Origin of the sequence: Bradyrhizobium sp. OK095 (genome assembly GCF_900109945.1) — a bacterium.
Taxonomy (GTDB): Bacteria; Pseudomonadota; Alphaproteobacteria; order Rhizobiales; family Xanthobacteraceae; genus Bradyrhizobium.
In genome coordinates, this window is the sequence record NZ_FOBX01000023.1 from 44,658 (window position 1) to 66,683 (window position 22,026).

General features: G+C 65.2%; 20 protein-coding genes. 11 read left to right on the forward strand and 9 right to left on the reverse strand.

The genetic code is table 11. The features are described from left to right. Positions 1 to 220 precede the first annotated feature (220 nt). Positions 221 to 2,242: a YgiQ family radical SAM protein gene (locus BMW89_RS35880; RefSeq protein ID WP_092035054.1), complete on the reverse strand. Its 2,022-nt coding sequence runs from the start codon at positions 2,240 to 2,242 to the stop codon at positions 221 to 223. Positions 2,243 to 2,326: 84 nt separating this feature from the next. Continuing rightward, entirely contained in the window at positions 2,327 to 3,193 is an 867-nt protein-coding gene (locus BMW89_RS35885; RefSeq protein WP_092035055.1) for a beta-keto acid cleavage family enzyme, read from the reverse strand. A gap of 156 nt (positions 3,194 to 3,349) precedes the next feature. On the opposite strand from BMW89_RS35885, the gene BMW89_RS35890 reads away from it, so the two are divergent. Continuing rightward, positions 3,350 to 3,640 carry a hypothetical protein gene (locus BMW89_RS35890; protein ID WP_092035056.1) on the forward strand — a complete coding sequence of 97 codons (291 nt, stop codon included), beginning with the start codon at positions 3,350 to 3,352 and terminating at the stop codon, positions 3,638 to 3,640. Positions 3,641 to 3,835: 195 nt separating this feature from the next. Next, on the forward strand, positions 3,836 to 4,000 hold the full coding sequence (locus BMW89_RS38250) for a hypothetical protein (protein WP_177196556.1): 165 nt from the start codon (positions 3,836 to 3,838) through the stop codon (positions 3,998 to 4,000). 6 nt (positions 4,001 to 4,006) lie between these two features. On the opposite strand, the gene BMW89_RS35895 is transcribed toward BMW89_RS38250, so the two are convergent. Then, positions 4,007 to 4,672, reverse strand: coding sequence for a GntR family transcriptional regulator (locus tag BMW89_RS35895; protein WP_092035057.1), 666 nt, complete (start codon positions 4,670 to 4,672; stop codon positions 4,007 to 4,009). Positions 4,673 to 4,680: 8 nt separating this feature from the next. Next, positions 4,681 to 6,093 (reverse strand): FAD-binding oxidoreductase, encoded by a 1,413-nt coding sequence (locus BMW89_RS35900; RefSeq protein ID WP_092035058.1) that lies wholly within the window; start codon positions 6,091 to 6,093, stop codon positions 4,681 to 4,683. A 178-nt stretch (positions 6,094 to 6,271) separates the two neighbouring features. Here BMW89_RS35900 and BMW89_RS35905 point away from each other — a divergent pair, with 178 nt between their 5' ends. Next, complete coding sequence (locus tag BMW89_RS35905) at positions 6,272 to 7,156, forward strand: dihydrodipicolinate synthase family protein (protein ID WP_177196557.1); 885 nt, start codon at positions 6,272 to 6,274, stop codon at positions 7,154 to 7,156. A gap of 7 nt (positions 7,157 to 7,163) precedes the next feature. Here BMW89_RS35905 and BMW89_RS35910 read toward each other — a convergent pair whose 3' ends face one another. From BMW89_RS35910 to BMW89_RS35925, 4 genes are read right to left on the reverse strand one after another with little or no spacing between them, the layout of a single operon-like run. Beyond that, the gene (locus BMW89_RS35910) at positions 7,164 to 8,384 is read right to left on the reverse strand and encodes an MFS transporter (protein ID WP_092035060.1); all 1,221 of its coding nucleotides are present in this window, start codon (positions 8,382 to 8,384) and stop codon (positions 7,164 to 7,166) included. Next, positions 8,381 to 8,710 carry a hypothetical protein gene (locus tag BMW89_RS35915; RefSeq protein ID WP_092035061.1) on the reverse strand — a complete coding sequence of 110 codons (330 nt, stop codon included), beginning with the start codon at positions 8,708 to 8,710 and terminating at the stop codon, positions 8,381 to 8,383. The genes BMW89_RS35910 and BMW89_RS35915 overlap by 4 nt, the downstream gene beginning before the upstream one ends. Beyond that, positions 8,707 to 9,288 (reverse strand): isochorismatase family protein, encoded by a 582-nt coding sequence (locus tag BMW89_RS35920; RefSeq protein WP_092035062.1) that lies wholly within the window; start codon positions 9,286 to 9,288, stop codon positions 8,707 to 8,709. Before BMW89_RS35920 ends, BMW89_RS35915 begins: the two co-directional genes overlap by 4 nt. 55 nt (positions 9,289 to 9,343) lie before the next feature. Then, on the reverse strand, positions 9,344 to 9,796 hold the full coding sequence (locus BMW89_RS35925; RefSeq protein WP_092035063.1) for a MarR family winged helix-turn-helix transcriptional regulator: 453 nt from the start codon (positions 9,794 to 9,796) through the stop codon (positions 9,344 to 9,346). A 429-nt stretch (positions 9,797 to 10,225) separates the two neighbouring features. Between BMW89_RS35925 and BMW89_RS35930 the strand changes: the two genes are divergently transcribed. The 3 genes from BMW89_RS35930 to BMW89_RS35940 are packed head-to-tail and all read left to right on the forward strand — an operon-like array spanning position 10,226 to position 14,848. Then, positions 10,226 to 12,559, forward strand: coding sequence for a TonB-dependent siderophore receptor (locus tag BMW89_RS35930; RefSeq protein ID WP_092035064.1), 2,334 nt, complete (start codon positions 10,226 to 10,228; stop codon positions 12,557 to 12,559). A gap of 2 nt (positions 12,560 to 12,561) precedes the next feature. After that, on the forward strand, positions 12,562 to 13,584 hold the full coding sequence (locus BMW89_RS35935) for an extracellular solute-binding protein (protein ID WP_092035065.1): 1,023 nt from the start codon (positions 12,562 to 12,564) through the stop codon (positions 13,582 to 13,584). Next, positions 13,577 to 14,848, forward strand: a complete 1,272-nt coding sequence (locus BMW89_RS35940; RefSeq protein WP_177196558.1) for a PepSY-associated TM helix domain-containing protein — start codon at positions 13,577 to 13,579, stop codon at positions 14,846 to 14,848. The genes BMW89_RS35935 and BMW89_RS35940 overlap by 8 nt, the downstream gene beginning before the upstream one ends. Here the strand turns inward: BMW89_RS35940 and BMW89_RS35945 are convergent. After that, a complete protein-coding gene (locus tag BMW89_RS35945) occupies positions 14,729 to 15,592 on the reverse strand; it encodes a LysR family transcriptional regulator (protein WP_177196559.1) in 864 nt (287 codons plus the stop codon). The genes BMW89_RS35940 and BMW89_RS35945 overlap by 120 nt on opposite strands. A 162-nt stretch (positions 15,593 to 15,754) precedes the next feature. Between BMW89_RS35945 and BMW89_RS35950 the strand changes: the two genes are divergently transcribed. The 5 genes from BMW89_RS35950 (at position 15,755) to BMW89_RS35970 (ending at position 21,952) form a co-directional block, all read left to right on the forward strand. Then, positions 15,755 to 16,660, forward strand: a complete 906-nt coding sequence (locus BMW89_RS35950) for an alpha/beta fold hydrolase (RefSeq protein WP_092035068.1) — start codon at positions 15,755 to 15,757, stop codon at positions 16,658 to 16,660. Between the two features lie 81 nt (positions 16,661 to 16,741). Next, positions 16,742 to 17,974 (forward strand): rhodanese-like domain-containing protein, encoded by a 1,233-nt coding sequence (locus BMW89_RS35955; RefSeq protein WP_092035069.1) that lies wholly within the window; start codon positions 16,742 to 16,744, stop codon positions 17,972 to 17,974. A 142-nt stretch (positions 17,975 to 18,116) separates the two neighbouring features. Next, positions 18,117 to 19,361, forward strand: coding sequence for a phosphoglycerate dehydrogenase (serA, locus tag BMW89_RS35960; protein ID WP_092035084.1), 1,245 nt, complete (start codon positions 18,117 to 18,119; stop codon positions 19,359 to 19,361). Between the two features lie 110 nt (positions 19,362 to 19,471). After that, positions 19,472 to 20,491, forward strand: a complete 1,020-nt coding sequence (locus BMW89_RS35965; protein WP_177196560.1) for a patatin-like phospholipase family protein — start codon at positions 19,472 to 19,474, stop codon at positions 20,489 to 20,491. A gap of 3 nt (positions 20,492 to 20,494) precedes the next feature. Then, positions 20,495 to 21,952, forward strand: coding sequence for a GntP family permease (locus BMW89_RS35970; protein WP_092035071.1), 1,458 nt, complete (start codon positions 20,495 to 20,497; stop codon positions 21,950 to 21,952). Positions 21,953 to 22,026 lie beyond the last annotated feature (74 nt).

Consider the following 22,026-nt stretch of genomic DNA (forward strand, 5'->3'; position numbering starts at 1 on the left):
CATATTTCAATAGTGGCATCATGCGCCTGTTTTGCCCGACGGGTCAAGTTTGTTGCGGTTTTTCAGAAATTCTGTACTCGAACAACAGGCTCGGGCGCGATGAAGAGCTAGTCAAATCTCATTGCTGTCTAAGGCGTTGATTTCGTTATCCCCGGCTACTGTGCATGGGGTTGTTTTCGAGATTTTTGTTTTGAGGGTCGAAAGCGCACGGCTTCCGCCGCTACTTCATCACCCGCAGATTCTTGGTCGTGAATCGCTGGGTCTTGTCTCCGGGACGCACGGGCCGCCGTGTGCCGGCGGCCTTGCCGGTGCCGGGGGGCTGATGCGCGGGCACGAGTTGCTCGGGGCGGGAGCCGATCAGATCGGCGCGGCCCATCGCTTTCAGCGCCTCACGCAGCACCGGCCAATTGTCGGGGTCGTGATAGCGCAGGAACGCCTTGTGCAGGCGGCGCTGGCGCAGGCCCTTGATCGCTTCGACCTTGTCGCTGCCGCCGCGGCGCACGCCGCGTAAGGGGTTGACGCCGGTGTGGTACATCGCCGTCGCGGTCGCCATCGGCGAGGGCAGGAAGGTCTGTACTTGATCGGCGCGATAGCGGTTCTTCTTGAGCCAGAGCGCGAGGTTCATCATGTCCTCGTCGGTCGTGCCCGGATGCGCCGCGATGAAATAGGGGATCAGGTAATATTTCTTGCCGGCCTGCTCGGCCGCGGCATCGAACATCCGCTTGAACTTGTCGTAGGCGCCGATGCCCGGCTTCATCATCTTGTCGAGCGGCCCGCGCTCCGTATGTTCGGGCGCGATCTTCAGATAGCCGCCGACGTGATGTGTGACGAGCTCCTTGATGTATTCGGGGCTCTCGACCGCGAGGTCGTAGCGCACGCCGGACGCCACCATCACCTTCTTGATGCCCTTGGTCTCGCGCACCTTGCGATAGAGCCGGATCAGATCGTCATGCGAGGTGTTGAGGTTTGGGCAGATCTCCGGGAAGACGCAGGACGGCCGCCGGCACGCGGCCTCGACCTTCGGGTCCTTGCACGCCATCCGGTACATGTTGGCGGTGGGGCCGCCGATGTCGGAGATGACGCCGGTGAAGCCCGGCGTCTTGTCGCGGATCAGTTCGATCTCGCGCAGGATCGAGCCCTCGGAGCGGTTCTGGATGATGCGGCCCTCATGCTCGGTGATCGAGCAAAAGGTGCAGCCGCCAAAACAGCCGCGCATGATCGTCACGGAGAATTTGATCATGTCCCAGGCAGGAATTTTTGCTTCGCCGTAGGACGGATGCGGCGCGCGCGCATAGGGCAGGTCGTAGACCGCGTCCATCTCGTCGCTGGTGAGCGGGATCGGCGGCGGGTTGAGCCAGAGATCGCGATCGCCGTGACGCTGCACCAGTGGGCGTGCATTGCCGGGATTGCTTTCCCGGTGCAGCACGCGCGAGGCGCGGGCATAGGCTTCCTTGTCCTGCTCGACCTGTTCCAGTGCCGGCAGCCGGATCACGGTTAAGCCTTTCGTCCGCGATGCGCCCTCGTCGGCGGAATCGAGATCGTCGGCGTGCAGCTCCGAATAGTCTTCGGGCACGCGGCGGAACAGCGCGACGCCGCGGATGTCGTCGAGCGCGCGCGGCGCTTCGCCGGCGGCGAGCCGCTGCGCGACTTCGACGACGGCGCGCTCGGCATTGCCGTAAAGCAAGAGGTCGGCCTTGGCGTCGGCCAGCATCGAGCGGCGCACCTTGTCGGACCAGTAATCGTAATGCGCGATCCGGCGCAGCGAGGCCTCGATGCCGCCGAGCACGATCGGCACGTCCTTGAACGCCTCGCGGCAGCGCTGGGCGTAGACGACGGTGCAGCGGTCCGGCCGCTTGCCGCCTTCGCCGCCCGCCGTATAGGCGTCGTCGCTGCGAATGCGACGGTCCGCCGTGTAGCGGTTCACCATGGAATCCATGTTGCCGCCGGTGACGCCGAAGAACACCTTTGGCTTGCCCAGCACCTTGAACGGCTCGGCCGAATGCCAGTCCGGCTGCGAGATGATGCCGACCCGAAAGCCCTGCGCCTCCAGCAGCCGGCCGATGATCGCCATGCCAAAACTCGGATGGTCGACATAGGCATCGCCCGTCACCAGCACGATGTCGCAGGCGTCCCAGCCAAGCGTGTCCATCTCGGCGCGGCTCATGGGGAGGAACGGCGCCGGCTTGCGCGGCCGGGCCTGCGCCATCAGGGGCTTTTCGGCGGTGATGATTTGGATGTCCATGGCGCCTACGCATAGGGCTCTGGGCCTGCGAATACAACCGACGGACGCGTGAAAGATGACGGTTCCGCTGGGCGCGCGTGCGCGTTAACCCTTCGCCAGCGCCCGCCGGACCTCGGCAGTCGTGGCCGGCTCGCCGCCATGCTCGCGCACCAACCGCACGGCGTCCTCGACCAGGCGGAGATTGGTCGCGGTCGAGCCCAGCAGTGCATCCTCGAGCCCGACGCGGACATGGCCGCCGCGGGCCACGGTCTCGGCGATCAGCGGCGTGACATCGACGCCGAGGCCGGAGACCATCCAGGGGGCGCCGGCGGCTTCCTCCTCCGCGAGGGTGACGAGCGCCGCAAGGCCATAAGGCTTTGGCGGAAAGCAGAACGCAAACTGCTGCGAGAACATGAAGCGGTAGACCGGCATCTTCACGCCGCTCGCGCGGGCCAGCGCCGCGCCGGCGCGGATGAAGCCGGGCTCGTAGATCGCGAAAGCCGGGTGGATGCCGTGGCGCGCGGCAACGCTGAGCCCGTGGCGAATGTGGGTCTCCGGATTGAGATAGGTCTCCGCCGGCTTCGCCTCTGCATTGGTCGCGGTCAGCGTAAAATTGACGCTGCCGGGATCGACCACCGCGAATTCAAGCAGGCCACGTTCAGCAAGCCGCTCGATATGGGCGAAGCGCGCCCTGGGGTCGGCGACATTGCCGCGCGCATCGAGGCCGGGGATGGAGGGATAGACGGGCACGTCGACCTTGGCGCGAATGCCTTCGATGATGCGGGCATAGACCTGCCAGTCAAAAGTCTGCGGCCCGCCGCCGTCATAAGCGTGGGTGTGAATGATTGCCGCGCCGGCCTCCGCGCAGGCGATGCCCTCGGCGATGATCGCGTCGATCGTATCAGGGATGCCGGGCTGAAGCGCGCGGCTCCACGGCCCGTTCAACGCCGCCTCGATCCAGACCTTGTGCATGGCGCGTCTCCCTGATCCGTCCGAATGAACGGTGCCTGTTTTGCAAGACCGTATCACGGCCTCGTCGCGAGGCCAGCGCCGTCGGCTGTGTGACGCCGTCCACATACCGCTGAGCTGCGCCGCGTCATCCTCCCGACAGTATCAAGGGAGATATCCATGTTTTTTCTGATCGATGCGCTGCTGATCCTGGCGATGTTGTTCTTCCTGTTTCTGCCGATCACCGATCGCAGGACGGTGCAGATGCGACTCTGCATGGTCTGCGCGTTGCTGGCGGTGTTCTCGGTTTCGGTCACCCGCACGCCTGTCGTGCCGGTGTTGCTCGCGAGCATCGCCTCGCCGCCCGGAACGGTGCGCGTGCCGCATATGCATTTCAGCGATCCGTCTTCCGAATTCTCGCCGCGGCCGGCATCGGATATCCGATTGCTCCATGGGCAGGGAAATTTCTAACGGAGGTCATCGCGCAGCATTTTCGCTGCAACTGGTTCCATCAGATCCAGTTCATTTGCAGGAACCAACCGCGCTCGCGAACATTCTGATCAAAGGACCGTTGCGAGCCTCGCTTGCGCGCGTCCTGACCATCCCGGCGCCAGTGCCGTAACCGGATTTTGCTTCGACACTTCGCTTCGGAGCGATGGGGGACTCGTGAGTACGGTCATAGAGAACTTGCTCGCACGGAAGCAGAAGCTCGTCGAGGAACTCGAGAAGGCGCAAGCCGTCGAAGATCGCGACAGGATCGAGCGCCAGCTTGAGCAGATCAACACCGCGCTGGATTTTCTGGACCGGCCGGGATCGAAGGACGGGCGGTAGACCCGCTCAATCCACCTTCAGCGCTTTGGCGTAGACCACACTGGAATTGGTGATGTGCGTCGTCATCGCTGCTTCGAAGGCCGCGAATTCGCCGCGCGAAAACAAATCTAGCAGCTTGCGGTGCTCGTCGAAGGACGAACGGGTGCGCACGTCGATCGGCGAGGTCAGATTGGTGCGAAGTGCTGCGACACGGCCCGAGACGAGCTGGTAGGATTCGACGAGATAGCGGTTGCCGCAGTGCGCGAATAGTCCCTCGTGGAAGGCAGCATCGGCGCGGCCATAAGCGATGTTGTCTCGCGCCTCGACCGCCGGCTCCATCGCGGCGATCGCCTCGCTCATTGTCGCGAGCGCGCCATCGCGATCATGGCGAAAGGCAAGCTCGGCGGCTTTGGGTTCGAGCGCGATCCGGAAGGTGCAGAGCGCAGTGATGTCGTCCGCGCTCGGCGTAAAGACAAAACTGCCGACCTGCGGCCGGATCACCACGAGGCCTTGCGCCTGCAACTGGCCCATCGCCTCGCGCACCGGGGTGCGGCTGACGCCGAAGGAATTCGCCACCATCTCCTCGGAGATCGCTGCTCCCAGCGCGAACTCGCCGTCGATGATGGCCTGGCGCAGCCGCTGCATCACCCGCTGCGACAGCGATTTCGGCGTATCGAGCTTCAGCGAGCGCATCTGCTCTCTCAGATCACCTTGCCGGGATTGAGCAGATGGTCGGGATCGAGCGCTGCCTTCAGCGTCCGCATCAGCGCGATCTCGGCCTCGCCCCTCGCATGGCCCAGCCACTTCTTCTTCAAGGTGCCGATGCCGTGCTCGGCGGAGACGCTGCCGCCCATCTCGCGCACGAGGCCATAGATGATCGCGTCCATCTCCTCCTTCGGCTGCTGCTCGACGGAAAGACCGGTGACCCAGGAGACCAGATGCAGATTGCCGTCGCCGATATGGCCGTAATAGACGCTCTCGCATCCCTTGATGCCGGAAGCCAAGGCCGCCTTGCAGCGCGTGGCGAACTCGTCCATGCGCGCGACCGCAAGACCGATGTCGTAGGAGATATGCGGGCCCAGCACCTGGCCGAACTCGGCGCAGATGTCGCGCACGCGCCAGAAGGCCTGCGTCTGCGCCAGCGATTGCGCCACGGCGGCATCCGCGAGCATTCCGCGCTCCATCAGCTCTTCGAGCCAGGCCTGGAAGCGCGGCGCGTCGATACTCTCGTCGGTGCCTTGCGCTTCCACCAGCACGTAGAGGCCGTGGCCTGCGGCGACCGGCGGCTTCACGCCGGCGCGATTCGTGATCACGTCCCAATAGTCCGGCCACATCACCTCGAAGGCCGACAGCAGCGGGCCTAGTCCGCTGCGCGCGGCATCCAGCAGCGCGATCACCGCGGCATAATCCTTCAGCGCGCAGAGCGCCGCCATGGTCGAGCGCGGCTTCGGAAACAGTTTGAGCACGACGCGGGTGATGATGCCGAGCGTGCCTTCCGAGCCGATGAAGAGATGCTTCAGATCGTAACCGGCATTGTTCTTCATCAGCTTGTTGAGGCTGGTGATGATGGTGCCGTCGGGCAGCACCACTTCGAGGCCGAGCACCAGCTCGCGCGTCATGCCGTATCGAATCACGCGGTTGCCGCCGGCATTGGTGGAGAGATTGCCGCCGATCGCGCAGGAGCCGCGCGAGCCGAGGTCGAGCGGAAAGAAGAAGCCGGCCTCGTCCGCGGCTTTCTGAATCGTCTCCAGCGGCGTGCCTGCTTTCACCGTCATCGTCATCGAGGCGCGATCGATCTCCTCGATGCCGGTCATGCGCTCCAGCGAGATCGCGACCCAGTCAGCTTCGGGCGAGGCGCCGCGGCACAGCCCGGTCAATCCGCCCTGCGGCACAAAGGGCAGATGCGCCTGCCGGCAGGTCAGAATCGCATCGGCAACACCTTGCGCATCGAGCGGACGGATCACCGCGCGCGGCGTCTGCGGCAGGCTCGCGCTCCAGTCATTGCAATTGCGCGCGGGCACCTCGCTGCCAACAAGCACGGCAGCAGCTCCAAGCTTGTCGCGCAGGGCGCCGAGCAATTGGTCGGGACGCTCAATGGGGGTCACCATGTTCATGCGAGACCTCCTCTGTATTCGGCTGCGCCTCATGCGCGCCGTGACGGTGGAAAGGATTTGCGTCCGTGTTGTATGTAAGGTACAAGATGAAAAGTAAAGCAAAAACAACGACGCGGACGGCCCTCAAGATCGTTGAAGATCAGTGGCTTAGTCCGAGGTCGCAGCAAAGGGCGGTGTGATGACGGAGGCAATTCGCGGGTTCTGGGTGGCGTCGGCAACGCCGCTGGCGACGGACGGCAGTGTGGACTCCGCAAAACTCGCCGCGCACGCCAAGCAGCTCTTCAGCAAAGGTGTCGACGGTGTCGTGCTGTTCGGCACCACCGGCGAGGGCACCTCGTTCAACGTCGCCGAGCGCGTCGCGACCATCGAGGCCGTGCTCAAGGCTGGTATTGCACCGGAACGCATCGGCATCGGCGGCGGCTTTCCAGCCATCACCGACAGCATCGCGCTGACGCGTGCCGTGCTCGGCCTCGGCCTGCGCCACGTGCTGCTGTTGCCGCCCTACTTCGACCGCAACGTCACGCCTGAGGGCATCGAGGACGCGTTCGCCGCGATCATCGACGGCGTCGCCGACGATCGCCTGCGTGCCTATCTCTATCACATCCCGCAGGTCTCGGGCGTCGCGATCCCGACCAGCGTCGCTGCCAACCTGCGCAAGCGTTACGGCAAGGTGGTCGCGGGCCTGAAGGACTCCAGCGGCGACTTCAAGCAGTTCCAGGCGTTCCGCGCCGCGGCGCCCGAGCTCGCCATCACCGTCGGCAATGAAACCGACATCACGCGTGCGATTGCCGCTGGTGGCGCCGGCACGATCTGCGGCATGGCCAATATCGCGCCGGAACTGGTCAAGGGCATGGTCGACGGCAAGGACGTCGAAGCACGCATGCAGGCCGCGGTCGATATCGTGGTGAAGTCACCCTCTTTCCTCGCGACGCTGAAGGCCATTCTCGCGGCGCAAACGGGCGATGCAAGCTGGCTGCGCGTGCGGCCGCCGCTGCGGGCATTGTCTGACGGCGCTGCGCTCAAGGCGAAGCTGGACGAGCTGACCAGCCCTGCCATCGCGTGAGCGCGCTCTAACCGTCCACGGCGCGCGCCGACATGGCGCGCGCCGCGACGAGCGCGGCCGCAAAGCCAGCGATCGCACCGACGCCGAGTGCCCAGCGCGGGCCAAGATTGTCCGCCACCCATCCGACGATTGGTGCGCCGATGGGCGTGCCGCCGAGCGCGACGCCAAGGCGCAACGCCATGACGCGTCCCCTCATCCTCGGCTCGGTCGAGAGCTGCATCATGGCGTTTGAGGTATTGGTGACCGTCAGCGCGGCAACGCCGATCACGACAAGGGCGGCGGCGAACAGCCAGTAGCTGGGTGCAAGCGCGGCCAGCGTGCAGCCCGCCCCGAAAGTTGCAGCCCCAAGCAGCAGCGAGATGAACCGCGGCTGGGCGCGCCCTGCGGCCAGCAGCGCGCCCGAGATCGTGCCGATCGCCATGATCGACGACAGAAGGCCAAAGCCGCGCGCATCGGTGTGGAAGACGGTGACCGCCATGGTCGAGATGAAGATCGGGAAGTTCAGTCCAAACGTGCCGATCAGGAACAGCATGATCATGATCGCCCTGAGATCCGCGCGCGACCAGACGTAGTGAAAACCCTCCGTCATGCCGCCCTTGGTCCGGACGGCCCGCGGGTTCGGGCGAAGCTCCGAGCTGCGCAGCAGGGAGAGTGAGCCAAGGACTGCCATAAAGGATGCTGCATTGAGCAGGAATGCCCAACCGGTACCCACCGAAGCGATGACGATGCCTGCGATCGCAGGCCCGACCATCCGCGCGGCGTTGAACGAGGTCGAGTTCAGCGCGATGGCGTTGGAGAGGTCGCCGTCGCCGACCAGCTCCGCGACGAATGTCTGGCGCACCGGCGCGTCGAAGGCTCCGGCACAGCCGAATAGGAATGCGAGCAAATAGACGTGCCAGAGCTGCACCAGCCCAGTGACGGTGAGAACGCCAAGGACCAGCGCCAGCACACCCATCGTCGCCTGTGTCGCGATCAGAAGCCGTCGCTGGTTGAAGTGGTCGGCCGCAAAGCCCGTCCACGGCATCAGCAGGAGCTGTGGTCCGAACTGGAGCGCCATCACCACGCCCACAGCCGACGCATTGTGCTGTGTGAGCTCGGTGAGAACGAGCCAGTCCTGGGCGGCGCGTTGCATCCACGTTCCGGTATTGGACACCAGCGCGCCCGCCGCCCAGACGCGGTAGTTGTAGTTCCGCAGTGAACGAAATGTGCTCGCGGCCGCCACGCTCACGAACCCGTCGGTGTATTGCCGCCGTGGAACCGGCCGAAGTGCCGCGCGCAAAACAGGCTGAGCGCGAGGGCGCCGAGTCCGAGCGCGGCGACGTCGCGTGTGTCCAGCAGGGTAAACTCTCCGACCCGACAAACGAGGAGATATCCGACGATGACGTTGAAAAAGCCCCAGAGCACGTTGACCGTCGACGAGGATAGCCCTTCTCCTCGCGGTTGTGCGAACGGGCTCTGAAACGGCTCTCCGCGCAGGCCGCTGACGAGATGCGGAATGGCGTTCGCCAGAAATGCGCCGCCAAAGAAATAGGAAACGAGATGAAGCCAGTTCATGCCTGCGCGCTCCGTGTTGCCAACAGTTCGATGATCGCCTGCGTCGAGCCGCTCTCGCCGAGCCGCGGAAAGACGTTTGCGAGGCTGTAATCGTGAGCCTCGGGACGCGGGTCGGTCATCGCGTCGGTGGCCAGGGTGACATTGAAGCCCGCCTCGTAGGCCTGGCGCGCGGTGGACTCGACACCGGTGCCGGTCGCGACGCCGGCGATGACGACCTGCGTGACGCAGCGCGATCGCAGCTGGCTTTCGAGATCGGTGCTGGCGAATGCACCCCAGGTCCGCTTGGTCACGGCGATATCGCCGGGCTGCTGATCAAGCTCCGGAATGAGAGAGGTCCATCCGTCGGGGAACGGACCACCGGAACGTGGCCGCTCGGTGCGGCCCGGCGCTCCGCCATCGACGTTGACCAGCACGACCGGCAGGCGATGCCGCCGAAACGCAGCGGCCAGCGCGCAAGAGCGCTGCACGACATCGCTCACGACGTCGCCTATGGCATGGACAAGAGTCGAGCCGACGATGCCGCGTTGCAGGTCGACCACAATGAGGGCGGTGATCGGGTCGAGCGTCGTGAGAGCCATGATTGTATCCTTCCGGCGGCCGCATGTTCCGCACGACCGATGCGGCAGAGCCGCGTCAATCGTCGACAAGCCGCTTGAGCAGAGAAACGGCGGCCGCCAGTTCGTCCTGCTCCCGTAAAGAAAGCCGTGTCGAAATGGTGCGCGACAGCCAATCCTGCCGGACGGCGCGACCGACCCGGATCCGGTCGCGGCACGCCTTTGTCAGTGACAGGATGGTTTGACGGCCATCCTCCGGATCGGCGGCGCCAGTGACCAGTCCCGCGGCCTGAAGAGCGGCGACTGCGGTGCTCATCGATTGCGGACGCATCCCCTCGGATCGTGCCAGGCTCGATACCGTTGCAGGGCCATCCTTCTCCAGACGCAGCAGAATCGACACCTGTGAGGGAGCCAGGTCGCCCTGACCCGCCTGTTCCCGCAATCGGCGCTTCAGCTTTCCAACCAGCGAACGAAGGTCTTCAGCGAGCGCGCCGGCGCGTGCGGAGGGGCGTTGGTCCGATGAACTGGTCATGCCGGATCGATTGGCATATATGAAGTAAAACTGTAAAGATTATCTGCGCAGTTGTTCTGAACAAAATGTCGTGAACAGGGGGCGCTGCCGCCGCGATGACGACATGGAGAAGTTGAGCGCGGTCGCTCGTGATCCGGATGATTGTGCGACATCACGTCGCGTCGCCGCGCGCTCGCCGAAGATGTCGCGTCATTGATGACGGTGATCGGCATCTACAATGTGCAGGCGTGCTCAACTCGCGTGTCTTCCAATCACGACGCTGCGATGTCTGCTCACGAAAGCATCGCAATCCGGATCGATGCGTCGTCATCCGATCGTGACTGCACTTAGAACGATTCAACACTAGAGCGATTCAACGTCCCTTACGGTTCTCTTCGCGGACAGCGGCTGTTACAGGCCCGCACTTCAACGTTCTTGACTTGAAGTGGAATGAAAGTGCGTGCCCATCTGGATGGCCAGCGTGTCCGCGGCCGTCGTCATCGTGCCGGCAAGAGCCGTGCAGGTCTTATCATCGGTGCAGTGGTGTTGCTCGCCGAATCCCTCTCCAACACGACGCGTGCGCAGGCGCAATCGTCGTTGCCGCCGGTGGCGGTCGAAGCTCCTGTGCAGCGGCCGAAGCCGGCGCGCGCATCGGAGCAGTCTCCGCGACGCGCGCAAATCGCCGCGCGACAGCGCAATCGCAATCCCGCACCGGCCGCACCGACGCTCTCGGAGCGCGCAGCCGCTGCGGCCGCCGCACAGCAAGCCGCCAAGCTCGGCTACCGTGCGATGCCGAGCTCGACCACGCTGCGCAGTGGCGCCTCGCCGCTCGACACCTCGCAGTCCGTCAACGTCGTGCCCGAACAGGTGTTGAAGGACCAGCTCCCGCGCAACATCGACGATGCGCTGGTCAATATCAGCGGCATCACCCAGACCAACACTCTCGCCGGTACCCAGGACGCGGTGATCCGTCGCGGCTTCGGTGACAACCGCGACGGCTCGATCATGCGCAACGGCATGCCGCTGGTTCAGGGCCGGAGCCTCAACGCCGCGGTCGAGAGCGTCGAGGTGCTGAAGGGACCCGCCTCGCTGCTCTACGGCATCATGGACCCCGGCGGCATCGTCAACACCATCAGCAAGCGTCCGGAGCTCTACCAGCACGGTTCGGTCACGCTGCTCGGCTCGACCTTCGCCAACAACCGCAGCGGCGCCGACGGCACGCTCGACATCACCGGTCCGATCGGCGACGGCGGTCTTGCCTATCGCTTCGTTGGTTACGGCGTCAGCGAGGACTATTGGCGCAATTTCGGCCGCCACAGGGAAATGCTGGTGAACCCGTCGCTGGCCTGGTACGGCGACACCACGACGGTCCAGCTCACCTATGAGCATCGCGAATTCATCTATCCGTTCGACCGCGGCACGGCCTTCGTCAACGGCGCGCCGCTGGCGATCCCGAAGACGCGTCGGCTCGACGAGCCCTTCAACAACATGTGGGGCACCTCGGACCTGGTGCAGGCCTCGGTCGAGCAGAAGCTCGACGACAACTGGAAGGTCACGGCGGCCTACAGCTACAATACCGAGACCTACAGCGCCAATCAGCTTCGCATCACCGGCGTCAATGCTGGGACCGGCGTCGAGACCCGCAGCAACGACGGCACCCAGAACTCGCTGAGCAACGCCAGCTACGGCACCTCCTATCTGCAAGGTGACGTCTGGGTCGGTGGCTTCCGCAACGAGATCCTGTTCGGCGGCGAAGCGCTGTATCGCACCATCGATCGCCGCGACCTGATTCGCCAGGCGACGCCGAGCTTCAATTTCTACAACCCGGTTTACGGCCTGGTCTCACAGCCGGGCACGACCGTCTCGGCGACCGACAGCGAGCAGACCGACAAGCTCGGCACCCGCGGCTTCTTTGCCCAGGACACGTTCCATCTGACCAATTGGCTGTCAATGGTTGGTGGCGTGCGCTGGATGGAATACGAGCAGCTCGCCGGAAAAGGCCGGCCTGTCTTCGTCACCAACACCAATTTGTCGGGCGACAAGGTGCTGCCGCTCGGCGGCATCATCGTCAAGCTGAACGATCAGCTGTCCTATTATGTGAGCTATACGCAGTCGCTGAAGCCGACCTCGGTCATCGCGGCCTTCACTACCGGCTTCGTCGTGGATTCCACCATTGCGCCCGAGGAGGGAACGCAGTGGGAGACTGGTCTGAAGTTCGACGTCAACAAGCGGTTGTCGGGCACTTTGGCAGTCTACGACATCCAAAAGAAGAACGTGCTGGTGCTGGATGACATCGGCGGCGGCAAGTCGGCGGCGCGCGCGTCCGGTGCCGCGCGGTCGCGCGGTGTCGAGCTGGACGTGACCGGCAAGCTCACCGACCAATGGAGCCTGATCGGCAGTTACGGCTATACCGACGCGCGCTTGATCAACGACCCGGCCGTCGGCAACGCCAAGCTGCTGAACGCCGCGATGAACACGGCTTCGCTCTATCTCGTCTACGATTTCGGCGACGCGCTTCCCGGACGCCTGCGGCTCGGCGGCGGCGCGCATTATGTCGGTGACCGGCCGGGCGATTCCGCGAACAATTTCTTCATGCCGGCCTATACCGTCGCGGACGTCTTTGCGACCTACGACACCAAGGTCGACAAGCTGCCGGTGACCTATCAGTTCAACGTCAAGAACCTGTTCGACAAGCTCTACTATACTTCCACCACCGGGAACGCTCTGAACGTCGCGATCGGCGATGCTCGACGCTTCTCGCTGTCGGCAACGGTGAAGTTCTAGCGATGGCCGTGCGGCACAAAGCCATCGCGATCCTGGTCGCGCTGGCGTCTGCCTGCACGGCGGCTGCGGGCCGCGCCGAGGAGATTACGCTCTATTCGACCAGGGAGGCTGCCCTGGTCGCGCCTGCCGTTGCAGCTTTCACGGAAACCAGCGGCATCAAGGTGAATGTCGTCTTCGTCGAGGACAGCCTGGTCAAGCGCCTGGTGTCGGAGGGCGGCGCGTCGCCGGCCGACGTGCTGGTGACGATCGGGCTTGACAAGACCACGCAGCTTGCCGGCCGCGGCCTGACCCAGGCTTTCGCGTCATCGCGCATCGAGCAGGCTGTTCCGGCAAACCTGCGCGGTGACGGGGCGCAGTGGGTCGCGCTCGCTGTCCGCCCGCGCGTCGTGTTCGCACGCAAGGCCGATGCGCTCGCGTCAATCGACTATGAAGATCTTGCCGCTGCTAAATGGCGCGGCAAGCTATGCATACGTTCGCCGATGCATCAGAACAATGTGGCGCTGGTTGCGGCCTTTCTCGCCCATCACGGTGAAGCCGCGACCGAGACCTGGCTCGCCGGCGTGAAGGCCAATTTCGCTCACAAGCCTGATGGCAAGGACAACGACGTCGTCCGCGAGATCGCGCAAGGCACTTGCGAGATCGGCATCGGCAACACCGTGGCGTTGGCGCAATTGCGCGACGGACGGGAAGGCGCCGACTGGCGCGCCTGGGCGATGGAGGTCAGGGCGGTGCCGACCGCATTCAAGGGCGGCGGCGCCCATGTGAACCTCACCGGTGCGGCGATCGCCAAGCACGCGCCGCATCCGGAGGCCGCGCGAAAACTGATCGAATTCCTGGTCACGCCTACGGGGCAACGGCTCTTTGCCACAGCCGAGCTTGAATATCCCGTCATGGCGGCGGCGGAGCGCGCGCCCATCGTTTCCGGGTTGGGCTCGTACACGGCCGATGCGCTGCCGATCGACGAGATCAGCCGGCACCAGCAAGCCGCGGTCGCACTGATCCGGAAGGCGGGCTTTGATGAGTAGGATCGGGCACAAGGTCAAGGCCGCCCTGTTCCAGGTCCATTCCATCGCCGGCCTGGTGCTCGCGCTGTTGCTCGCATTGATCGCGCTAACCGGCGCGACCATGAGCTTCGAGGACGAGATCGTCGACCAGCTCAACGCCGGCATCATGCAGGTCGCACCGCGTCAGACGCCGCCGCTGATGCCGGACGAGCTGGTCGCGCGGCTTGAGGCAGTGCCGGATTTCGGCAAGGTCGCTTCCGTCACGCTGTCGAGCGATGCGTCGGCGGCTGTGCGCGTCCGCTTCGGCCGCGACGAGCAGGGCGCGCGGCGCACCTCGCTCTATGTCGATCCCTACGACGCGCACGTGCTGGGCTCGCCGCGTGGCGAGGAGTTCTTCGCGACCGTTCGCAGGCTGCATCGCTGGCTGCTGATCTCCGGCGATGCCAAGGGCTGGGGCCGCCAGATCACCGGCGTCGCCGCGCTCGGCCTGATCGTCATGCTGATCTCAGGCGTCGTGCTGCGCTGGCCACGCCGCGCCAGCAGCGTGAAGATGTGGTTGAAGCCGAATCTCGGGCTCGGTGGCCGTGCGCTGCATCGCTCTCTGCACGCCGTCATCGGCACCTGGGTGCTCCCGGTCTATCTGGTGATGACGCTGACCGGCCTGTGGTACTCGTTCGACTGGTACAAGGACGGCGTCGTCAGGCTGTTGTCGCGTCCGGAGGTCACTGCCGCGAAGATGCAGCCCAAGATGTCCGCAAAGGCGCCGCGCGCGGCCGGCCCTACCGAGCCGGCCCAGCCGATCGGATTCGATCGGGCATGGACGACGTTCCGGCGCGAGGAGGGCGACCACTTCTCCAGGGCCTTGCTCACGCTGCCGGCCGGCCCCGGCACGGCGATCCGGATTCGGTCGTGGCCGAAGGACTCCACGCTCGATACCACGCGCGACGAATTCCGCATCGATGCGGTCACTGGTCAGCTGGCCTCCGCCGAACGCTATGCCGACAAGACGTTCGGCGAGAAGATGATCGCGAACCTGCTCGACATCCACCGCGGTGCGGTTTTGGGCTGGCCCGGCAAGCTCGTCTTCATGATCGCCGCGGCGCTGATGCCGTTGTTCGCGGTGACCGGCGTGCTGCTGTATCTGTCGCGCCGCAAGCTGCGGCCCTCACGCCAGCGCGCAACGCTCGGCAATGATGCTGCCAATCGCGCGGGCGAAAGGCAGGTCGCAGCCATCGGCAATGTCGAGGGCGAGCTCGACAGCATTGAGCTGCGGCAGGTCCGCTAGATCGCCTGCCGGCCGCAGCGACTTGCGCATCCCGAGCCTGACCGGCAGAGCGGCATAGCCGAGACCGGCCCTGACGGCGCCGACCAGCGCGGAAAGGCTGCCGGCCTCGCAGGCCATCGCCCACTCCCGTCCACCGAGGCGCAGGCTGCGCAGCGCCTCGTCGCGATAGGCGCAACCGTCGGCAAACGCCACCAGCGGAATCGCGGCGTCGGATCGATCCTGCGCCGCTGTCTTGCCGAACCATGCCATCGGCTCGAATGCGATCGCGGCGTTGGCCGCGTTCGACGGTGCGCGCTTGTAGAAGGCGAGATCGAGCCGGCCGTGACCGACGTCCTCGGCGAGCCGCGCCGACAGGTCGGTGCGTAGCGACAGGCGCGCGTCGGGAAAGCGCGCGCGGATTTCACCGATGGTCGACGCGAAATCCCGCTCGAGGAAATCCGCGGGCACGCCAAGCCTGATCCGCTCCCCCGGATGGGGCTGGCGCATTGCGGCAACCGCGCGCTCGTTGAGCGCGATGATGTCGCGCGCATGTGCGACCAGCTCGGCTCCCTTCGCGGTCGGGCCGACCATACGGCCGCGCGCACGCTTCAGCAGGGGATGGCCGACCATGGCTTCGAGCCTGGCGATCTGCAGACTGATCGCTGATTGCGACCGCCCTATTCGTTCCGCGGCGCGCGAAAAGCTCTTCAGCTCGACGATGGCGAGCAGGGACCGGAGCGTGTCGATATCGAGGGTCGTCGGCATGGTGGGAACTCCGGACGGCGCCGTCGGATGCTGTTTCAGCAGAACGGCAGCCAGAATGAGATTTATCAATGAAGCCATTACAGAAATCAATTTTTCCCGTGCGGGGCACTCGCGCTATCTGGCAGACGCGCCGATCGCAACCGACGGTGCGGGGGGAAACACATGCAACGCCGCAATGTTCTGAAGGGCCTCGGGCTGACTGCCACCGCCGCCATGGCCACGACGCCGGCGTTTGCCCAAAGTGCCGGCACGGCCGCGACCAATTCGCCATCTCCCTGGCCCGCGCCGCAACTGGCAACCGGCACTCGGCTCGGCCATTGCCGTGTCGGCAACGGCCCAATTGCTTGCGTGGTACTGCATGAATGGCTCGGCGATCACGTGAACTGGGAGCCGGTGCTGCCCTATCTCGATCTCGCCCGTCACAGCTTCGTGTTCATGGATCTCCGCGGCTATGGCTGGTCGCGCGGAATGAGCGGCGCCCATACGCTCGACGAGGCCGTTGCGGATGTGCTGCACACCGCCGACGAGCTCGCGATCCCGCGCTTCCATCTGGTCGGACATTCGATGTCCGGGCTGGTGGCGCAGAAGATCGCGCTTCAGGCACCCGGCCGGATTCAGAGCGTCACCCTGTTTTCGCCCGTGCCGCCCACCGGCTTCCGTGCCGACGAGGCCGCGCTGAAGGCGCTCAACGCCGTCATCGACGAGGACGAGGCTGCCGGGCGCGCGATCACCGCGCGCACCTCCAGCCGCTATGGTGCCGGCTGGCTGCATCGCAAGCTCGCCATCGCGCGCGCGGCCGGCACATTGGAGGCGGTGCGCGGCTATCTCAAGATGTTCACCACCTCCGCCATTACCGACGGGACGCACGCGCTGACCGCGCCGATGCACGTCGTGACCGGTGCGCTGGACATCCTGTTCTATCGCGGCGAGCCCCTGCGCAACGCTTTCACGCTCGCCTATCCCAGCGTGACGTTCGAGGCCATCGAGGATGCCGGCCATTATTCCATGCTGGAGACCCCGGTGCGGGTTGCCAGCATCATCGAAAAGCAGGTGGCCGCCGCAGGCTAGGCCACCGTACGACAGGGTGGCTAGCCAAGGCGGCCGCAATCGTTCAAAAGCCCATGGCTCGCCCACGTCAAGGTTCGTGCCATGAAGCTTCCGACCGTCACCCCCGCCGACATCCGCCGCGCGCTGCTGCTCGGCGAGGAGATCGCGCTGCTCGATCTCAGATACGAGGCCGCCTTCGCCACCGGCCATCCGCTGTTTGCCGCCAACATGGCTGTGGACCGGATCGCGATCGAGGCCGAGGTGAGGCTGCCGCGCAAGGACGTGGCGATCGTGCTCTATGATAACGGCGAGGGTCTCGTCGCTGTGGGGGCCGAGCGCCTCGTCGCCCTAGGCTATACCAACGTCCGCGCGCTCGACGGCGGGCTGAAGGCCTGGCGCGATGCCGGCTATCAAATGTTCGAGGACGTCAACTCTTACTCCAAGGCCTTTGGCGAGATGGTCGAGTCGCGGCGACACACGCCGTCGTTCAGCGCCGACGAGGTGGCAAAACTGATCGCGGACAAGGCCAACATCGCCATCCTCGATGTCCGCCGCTTCGACGAATATGCGACCATGAACATTCCGGGCTCGGTCAGCGTGCCCGGCGCGGAGCTGGTGCTGCGGGCAGGGCAGGCCGCGCCGGATCCTGAGACCACCATCATCGTGAATTGCGCCGGCCGCACCCGCTCGATCATCGGCACCCAGTCGCTGATCAATGCCGGCGTGCCCAACAAGGTGCGGGCGCTACGCAACGGCACCATCGGCTGGACGCTGGCACGGCACACGCTCAACCACGGTGCTGACCGGCGCGGTGCGATCGGACCGTTCGACGGTGGCCCGGCCAATGCCCGCGACGTCGCCTATCGCGCCGGTGTGCGCCATATCGGTGCGAGCGAGATGGCTGCGCTTGTCGCGCAGACGGATCGCACGCTCTATCGCTTCGACGTGCGTGACGCGGAAGAGTATGCGGCCGGCCACCTCGCCGGTTTTCGCCATTATCCCGGTGGCCAGCTCGTCCAGGAAACCGACATGGCCGCGCCCGTGCGCGGCGCACGCATCCTGCTGACCGACGACAAGGGCGTTCGGGCCGACATGACAGCGTCCTGGCTGGCGCAGATGGGCTGGGACGTCTATGTGCGCGAGGGCGGCTATGACGGCGCGCTCGAGGTCAGTCCGCCGCTTGTGCTGCCGAAGCCCGATCCCGCGCACCGCTACCGCCGGCCCTATGAAGGCACCGATGTCGCCGAACGTGCGATGCAGGCCTATCTCGATTGGGAATATGGCCTCGTCGAGCAGCTCCGCCTTGACGGCACCCACGGGTTTTATGTGATTTAAATCCGTCACCCTGAGCGAGAGCTGGTGGGATGCCAGGCACATCTACCTCCCCCGCCATCTTCCCCCCGTATCCAAGCCCTATTGTGCTGCGCACCGTCCGCGGTCTATGAGCTGCGGCAAAGCCGTCACCTATGGAGATTCCATGCCAGCCCCAGGCCAAAACCCTGAGCGGAGCGCGAAGGCACTGCTGCTCGAAGGCGTCAATGATAGCGCCGTCGATATCTTCCGGAGCGCGGGCTTCCCCAATGTCGAGCGGCTGACCAAGGCGCTGGACGGCGAGGATTTGCGCAAGGCGCTCAAGGGCGTCTCGCTGCTCGGCATCCGCTCGCGCACCCAGATCACCGATGAGGTGCTGGCCGCCGCCGACGGGCTGCTCGCGGTCGGCTGCTTCAGCGTCGGCACCAACCAGGTCGATCTCGTGGCGGCGCGCAAGCGCGGCATTCCCGTATTCAATGCGCCGTTCTCCAACACGCGCAGTGTCGCCGAGCTCGTGATTGGCGAGATCGTGATGCTGCTGCGCCAGATCTTTCCACGTTCGGTGTCGGCGCATGACGGCGGCTGGGACAAATCCGCGACCGGCAGCCGCGAGGTGCGCGGCCGCACCCTCGGCATCATCGGCTATGGCAATATCGGCTCGCAGCTCTCGACGCTCGCCGAAGCCATGGGCATGCGCGTGATCTATTACGACCGCACCGACAAGCTCCGCCACGGCAACACCGAGCCGGTCGAGAAGCTCGACGAGCTGCTGGCGCAGAGCGACGTCGTCAGCCTGCACGTGCCCGAGACGCCGGAGACATCAGGCATGATCGGCGAAAAAGAGCTGCGGACGATGAAGCCGGGCTCGTTCCTGATCAACAACAGCCGCGGCACGGTGGTCGATCTCGATGCGCTCGCGGGCGCTTTACGCGACGGCCATCTCGCCGGCGCCGCCATCGACGTGTTTCCGGTCGAGCCGTCCTCGAACGCGCATCGCTTCAAGAGCCCGATGCAGGGCCTCGGCAACGTCATCCTCACCCCGCATATCGGCGGCTCGACCGAGGAAGCGCAAGAGCGTATCGGCGGCGAGGTCGCGCGCAAGATGGTCGACTATTTCATCACGGGATCGACCATGGGTGCGGTGAATTTCCCGGAGGTGCAATTGCACTTACGTCCCGCCGGCGCGCGCTTCAGCCATGTCCATCGCAACGTGCCGGGCATGCTGCGGCGGCTGAACGAGGTGTTTCTCCAGCGCGACATCAACATCGTCGCGCAATATCTGGAGACCGCGGGCGATCTCGGCTACGTCGTGCTCGACGCCGACCTTGCGGGTCAGGATTCGGCGACGCTGCTCGCGCAGATCAGTGCCCTCGACGGTACGGTCGGCGCGCGGCTGGTATTCGAGCACTAGACCGGCCCACGTTCCGGTTGCATTGTGCGGCCATTGCTCCCACACTGCGGTCGAATTCGACATGTTCCACATCATGTCGAATTTGAACTTCAGTTGCGTGAGTGCCGCCCATGGAACGGGACGCCGTACTGATCGATCTCGCGCTTCAAGGCGGCGGTTCGCACGGCGCCTTCACCTGGGGCGTGCTTGATCGCCTGCTGGAAGAGAAGTGGCTGACCATTGCCGCGATCTCCGGAACCTCCGCAGGTGCGATGAATGCGGCGGTGCTCGCAGATGGATGGACCGCCGGCGGCGCCGAAGGCGCGCGCGATGCGCTCGAACAATACTGGCGCCGCGTGTCGAAGGCTGCGGCGTTCAGTCCGCTGCAACGCTCGCCCCTTGATCGACTGATGGGACGCTGGACGCTCGATACGTCGCCCTTCTACATCCTCACCGACCTGATGTCGCGGGTGCTGTCGCCCTACGATCTCAATCCGACCGGCTACAACCCGTTGCGCGCGGTGCTGGCCGAGAGCATCGATTTCGAACGCCTCGCGCGTTCGCCGATAAAACTCTTCATCACCGCGACGCGCGTGCGCACCGGGCGCGGCCGGATCTTCCGCAACACGGAGATCACGGCTGACGTCTTGCTGGCATCGGCCTGCCTGCCGACCATGTTTCGCGCGGTCGAGATCGACGGCGAACCCTATTGGGACGGCGGCTTCGCCGGCAACCCGACCATCACGCCACTGATCCGCGAGAGCGACGCACACGACACCATCCTCGTGCAGATCAATCCGACTGAAACGCTCGAACAGCCGCGGACCGCTGCGGAGATCCTCAACCGGCTCAACGAGATTTCCTTCAACTCGCCTTTGATGAAGGAGCTGCGCATGATCGCGCTGCTGCGCCAGGCGGCTGACCCCGGCAGCGGCGAGGGCGCGCGCTGGGCGAAGATGCGGACCCACCGGGTCAAGAGCGACATGCTGGCGAAGTTCGGCGCCTCGTCCAAGCTCAACGCCGAATGGGAGTTCGTCTCGATGCTGCGCGCCGAGGGACGTCAGGCGGCCGAGAGTTTTCTTAGCGAGCATGGTGCGGATATCGGCCAGCGTTCGACCGCCGATCTCGACGTCCTCCTGGCGGAGTGTTGAGGCGTGGGTCTTCTCGGCATCTTTGTCGGGCTCGGCCTGCTCGTTCTGTTTGCCTTCCGCGGCTGGAGCGTGCTGCTGCTTGCGCCGTTCGCCGCACTCGTTGCGGCGCTGTTCGGCGGCGAGCCATTGCTGGCCAATCTGACGCAAATCTTCATGGCGAATGCGGCCGGTTTCCTGGCGCAGTTTTTCCCGATCTTCCTGCTGGGCGCCGTCTTCGGCAAGCTGATGGACGACAGCGGCGCGGTGACCTCGGTGGCGGGCTTCATGGCGCAACGCCTCGGCGAGCGCCGCGTGATTCTCGCGGTCGTGCTGGCCGGCGCGATGGTCACCTATGGCGGCGTCAGCCTGTTCGTCGCGTTCTTCGTCATCGTGCCGATGGCTCGCTCGCTGTTTCGTGCGGTGTCAATTCCGCGCCGTCTGATCCCGGCCGCGATCGTGCTGGGCACGTCCACCTTCACCATGTCCGCCCTGCCGGGCACGCCATCGATCCAGAACGCGATCCCGATGCCGTTCTTCGGCACGACGCCGTTTGCCGCGCCGGGGCTGGGCATCATCGCCTCCCTGATCATGCTCGTGACAGGATTGTGGTGGCTGGGTCGGGCTGAAGCCAAAGCCCGTCGCGCCGGGGAGGGCTATGGTGATGGAGACGCGGAGGGTGCGACGGAGCGGGCCGCCGCCGACGAACTGGTGCGCGAGCGCGCGACGACGGCGCGGGAGTTCGACCCGGCCGAGTTGCAGCACGGACAGCGCAGTCATGCACCGTCGCCCATCGTGAGCGCACTTGTGCCGCTGATCGTCGTCGTCGCCGTCAATCTTGCGATGTCGCTCGTGGTTCTGCCGCGGCTCGACGTCGGCTATCTCGCCGAGCCGCGCTTCGGCAGCACGTCGCTGGCAGCGGTCGCTGGGGTCTGGTCGGTCGCGGTCGCGTTGGCTGCCGCGATCCTCACGACCATCGTGCTGAACTGGCCCCGGCTGCCGGCGCTGCGGCAGACCATGGATGCCGGCGCCAATGCCTCGGTGCTGCCGGCGTTGAGCGTTGCCAGTCTCGTCGGCTTCGGTGCGGTCGTCGCCGCGCTGCCGGCGTTCACGGGTGTGCGCGACTGGGTGCTCGCGATCGAAGGCGGCCCGCTGGTGTCGCTCGCGGTCGCAACCAACATCCTGGCGGCGCTGACCGGCTCTGCGTCCGGCGGCCTGACCATCGCGCTCGACGCGCTTGGCCCGACCTATGTCGAGCTTGCCTCGCGTACCGGCATCGATCTCGCGCTGATGCACCGCGTGGCGGTGATCGGCTCGGGTACGCTGGACATCCTGCCGCACAATGGTGCGGTCGTGAGTCTGTTAGCGATCTGTGGCCTGACCCATCGCGACAGCTATTTCGACATCGTCATGGTGGGCATCGTGACCTCGCTCTTGGCGCTGGTCGTTGTCATCGTCCTCGGCAGCGCGCTGGGATCGTTCTGACGGAAAGCTCGCATGAGCGATTGACGGGGAGGCGAAGGTTGCATTGAATGCGGCCAACCTTCGAACGCAGCAAA

Coding starts and splice junctions, on each gene's coding strand:
- BMW89_RS35895 (WP_092035057.1), bottom strand. CDS start 4,672: ATGCGCTCGCTGAAGCTCGATACGCCGAAATCGCTGTCGCAGCGGGTG.
- BMW89_RS35885 (WP_092035055.1), bottom strand. CDS start 3,193: ATGCACAAGGTCTGGATCGAGGCGGCGTTGAACGGGCCGTGGAGCCGC.
- BMW89_RS35890 (WP_092035056.1), top strand. CDS start 3,350: ATGTTTTTTCTGATCGATGCGCTGCTGATCCTGGCGATGTTGTTCTTC.
- BMW89_RS35925 (WP_092035063.1), bottom strand. CDS start 9,796: ATGACCAGTTCATCGGACCAACGCCCCTCCGCACGCGCCGGCGCGCTC.
- BMW89_RS35915 (WP_092035061.1), bottom strand. CDS start 8,710: ATGAACTGGCTTCATCTCGTTTCCTATTTCTTTGGCGGCGCATTTCTG.
- BMW89_RS35930 (WP_092035064.1), top strand. CDS start 10,226: ATGAAAGTGCGTGCCCATCTGGATGGCCAGCGTGTCCGCGGCCGTCGT.
- BMW89_RS35935 (WP_092035065.1), top strand. CDS start 12,562: ATGGCCGTGCGGCACAAAGCCATCGCGATCCTGGTCGCGCTGGCGTCT.
- BMW89_RS35950 (WP_092035068.1), top strand. CDS start 15,755: ATGCAACGCCGCAATGTTCTGAAGGGCCTCGGGCTGACTGCCACCGCC.
- serA (WP_092035084.1), top strand. CDS start 18,117: ATGCCAGCCCCAGGCCAAAACCCTGAGCGGAGCGCGAAGGCACTGCTG.
- BMW89_RS35905 (WP_177196557.1), top strand. CDS start 6,272: ATGACGGAGGCAATTCGCGGGTTCTGGGTGGCGTCGGCAACGCCGCTG.
- BMW89_RS35955 (WP_092035069.1), top strand. CDS start 16,742: ATGAAGCTTCCGACCGTCACCCCCGCCGACATCCGCCGCGCGCTGCTG.
- BMW89_RS35880 (WP_092035054.1), bottom strand. CDS start 2,242: ATGGACATCCAAATCATCACCGCCGAAAAGCCCCTGATGGCGCAGGCC.
- BMW89_RS35965 (WP_177196560.1), top strand. CDS start 19,472: ATGGAACGGGACGCCGTACTGATCGATCTCGCGCTTCAAGGCGGCGGT.
- BMW89_RS35945 (WP_177196559.1), bottom strand. CDS start 15,592: ATGCCGACGACCCTCGATATCGACACGCTCCGGTCCCTGCTCGCCATC.
- BMW89_RS35920 (WP_092035062.1), bottom strand. CDS start 9,288: ATGGCTCTCACGACGCTCGACCCGATCACCGCCCTCATTGTGGTCGAC.
- BMW89_RS35940 (WP_177196558.1), top strand. CDS start 13,577: ATGAGTAGGATCGGGCACAAGGTCAAGGCCGCCCTGTTCCAGGTCCAT.
- BMW89_RS35900 (WP_092035058.1), bottom strand. CDS start 6,093: ATGAACATGGTGACCCCCATTGAGCGTCCCGACCAATTGCTCGGCGCC.